Source organism: Endozoicomonas sp. SESOKO4 (assembly GCF_024606275.1).
This window is the reverse complement of sequence record NZ_JAHHPS010000364.1, coordinates 1-2,448: the sequence shown is the minus strand read 5'-3', so window position 1 is coordinate 2,448 and position 2,448 is coordinate 1. Positions and strand designations below refer to the sequence as shown.

Annotated in this window: 5 protein-coding genes; 1 reads left to right on the top strand and 4 read right to left on the bottom strand. The window is 49.5% G+C overall.

Annotated features, from left to right (window positions below; all coding sequences use genetic code 11):
* Positions 1 to 595: peptide deformylase (def, locus tag KDK16_RS07200; RefSeq protein ID WP_257275352.1), on the top strand; the 595-nt coding region annotated here is incomplete at its 5' end.
* A gap of 5 nt (positions 596 to 600) precedes the next feature.
* Here def and KDK16_RS07195 read toward each other — a convergent pair.
* The 4 genes from KDK16_RS07195 to KDK16_RS07180 all read right to left on the bottom strand — a co-directional run.
* Positions 601 to 942, bottom strand: coding sequence for a hypothetical protein (locus tag KDK16_RS07195; protein WP_257252901.1), 342 nt, complete (start codon positions 940 to 942; stop codon positions 601 to 603).
* 10 nt (positions 943 to 952) lie between these two features.
* A complete protein-coding gene (locus KDK16_RS07190; RefSeq protein ID WP_257275351.1) occupies positions 953 to 1,534 on the bottom strand; it encodes a hypothetical protein in 582 nt (193 codons plus the stop codon).
* Entirely contained in the window at positions 1,524 to 2,138 is a 615-nt protein-coding gene (locus KDK16_RS07185) for an NUDIX domain-containing protein (protein WP_257275350.1), read from the bottom strand. The genes KDK16_RS07190 and KDK16_RS07185 overlap by 11 nt, the downstream gene beginning before the upstream one ends.
* A gap of 8 nt (positions 2,139 to 2,146) precedes the next feature.
* Positions 2,147 to 2,448, bottom strand: a 302-nt coding sequence (locus KDK16_RS07180) for a hypothetical protein (protein WP_257275348.1), incomplete at its 5' end; no start/stop codon positions are given.

Genomic DNA, 2,448 nt, shown 5'->3' with positions numbered 1-2,448 from the left:
AGAGCCTGAGGTATTACTCATGGGCCACCCTCTGTTGTTTCAGGAACAACCTCAGGTCGCTGTCGGAGAAATAACTTCAGATGACTTCCAGCACAACCTTGAGATCCTCAAGCAAAAGCAATTGTGTACCCTGGGAGTAGGGCTTGCGGCTCCCCAAATAGGTTGGCCCGCCCATGTTTTCAGTCTCGGTATTTCAGAAATCAACCGATCCAGATATCCTCAGGCTCCAGACATCCCTTTTGCATTCTGGATCAATCCACAAATCATCAACTTCAGCAGCAACACTTGCTGGACCTGGGAAGGCTGCCTTTCGGTTCCGGGCATGAGGGCATGGATTGAGCGTCCTGAGAGCATCACAGTGGTTGGCTATAACGAACAGGGAGAGCGCCAGCAAAGAGACCTGTCAGGTTTTACAGCCCGGGTCATGCAGCATGAACTGGATCACCTCGATGGAAAACTGTTCCCTATGAGGGTGGAAGATAAAAGTCTGATTATTCCCAACCAATCGATTGAGCATCAGGAAGAATGGGCAAAAGATTGGCCAACCGGAAGTGCTCGCAAAACGATACGTGGCCAGATTTCCGATACGCGGTAATGAAACTAGAAAATCTCATCACCGCCATCAATCAGATGAGTCGTGTCATCCTGAACACGTAACTCCTCACGATATCGGCGACGGTTCAGCAGTTTATTCTGTACTGGATCTGGCAACTCGGTAAACTGAATGATCTGCTTATCAATGAGCAGGTCGATCAGGTCTTCAAGCACGCGAATAAAATCGGCATCCGCCGCCTGCATAACCTTGCCACCAAGGGTTGGGTTTTGTTGCAGGAAGGTATGTACGGCTTCGTCTTCCAGATTGACGAGCTCCCAGTCTTCTGTAAGTTGCTTGTCTGCAACTGCCTGAATTTCACCTTTTTCATCTTTGAGTGCGTATAGCATCCTGCCGCTCCTAAATCCGCCGGTTGATAGGTAATGACTGTAGCAAATCAGAAATCAGCCCCCGGCTGATATCAAACAGATCATCGCCCTGCAGGCCTTCACTGGCACCGTTTACATCCCAGATCACTTCACCACTGCGGATATCAATAACCGTCAACCCCATGGAAACATGGGGCCTGCCACTGTCATCGTAATACCACTCGAAAATCTCACCGGCGAGCGCGAAGCTGATGTCATTCTGCTTGGCCCACTGCATGCCATTCTGGTAACGATGAGCTGCTTGCAGAGATTTTGAGGCTGTCGTCACTTCCGACTCAGGGTACAAACGGGCCTCCTCAATGCCCCGCGAAGGCAAATTAACCATCAGTATTCTTTCTACCTGAGTGGTAATACTGGTCGCTTTACTGTGATTAACAAAGGGAAGGACGGCCCAGTCAGCGGTACCTGGCAACCCTTCCCGATAAAGACCTGAAGTAGCCGCTGTACCACCCAGGCCACCCGAGATATTAAAACCGCCAGACTGACACCCTGTCAGAACCAGCATTGCTGTTAGCATCAGTATTAAAAATCCGGGCCTGGTTTCATTGAACATAATCTTTAAGTTCTCCATGGTTCAACCTTAACCATTGCAGCGCAATGACAGCCGGAGCGTTGGAAATACGACCATCTACAACCATCTGCCAGGCTTGTTCTGCTGTTAACACATACACTCTGATATCTTCACCTTCTTCCGCCAGTCCGTAAACCCCGCCAGCCGATGAGGCATCGACAATGCCGCAATAAAGCATCATACGTTCATTGGTTGCACCGGGGCTGACGTAAAAATTGGAAACCGGTAAAAGATGCTTCACTTCACAATCAGCTTCTTCTTTTACTTCACGAATAGCAACCGATTCCAGGGATTCACCCGGCTCAGATATGCCCGCAACCACTTCGAGCAACCAGGGGTCGTCATCGCTCATCAGAGGGCCTATGCGAAACTGCTCGACCAGCACCACTTTTTCCAGAACCGGGTCATAAAGAAGTACACCTACAGAGGGCACTCGCAAAACCGCTTCCCGATCCAGTGCTTTACTCCACCCTCCCCGGAAAAGGGCATGTCTGACTTTATATCGGCATAGCTTCAGAAATCCAGACCAGACTCGTTCTTCGCTTTCAATATGAGTGTCTTCGACTCCAAAACCAGATAATTTCATAGCACACCTTATTGATATAAATGATGCTGAAGAATGTAATCATGAACCGAAGGCAGCAGCAAAGCAGCCAGGGCTTTTTGGTTGTTATCGTCTGAACTCCCCGAAACCAATAACTCCCTTACCCGGGTACTGCGAATATTCTGACGTTCACGGGCAGTAAAGACCTGCCAGCGCTGTTCAATGTCCTTAGATCGATAGAAGCGCTTCCAGTTCCGGGGATCCGCATTATCGGGTCCTCTGATAAACCCGAGCTGATCCCCGGGGTACTTCTGCTCTAAACGTTCCAGCAAATCAAAGGTATAGACTGGCT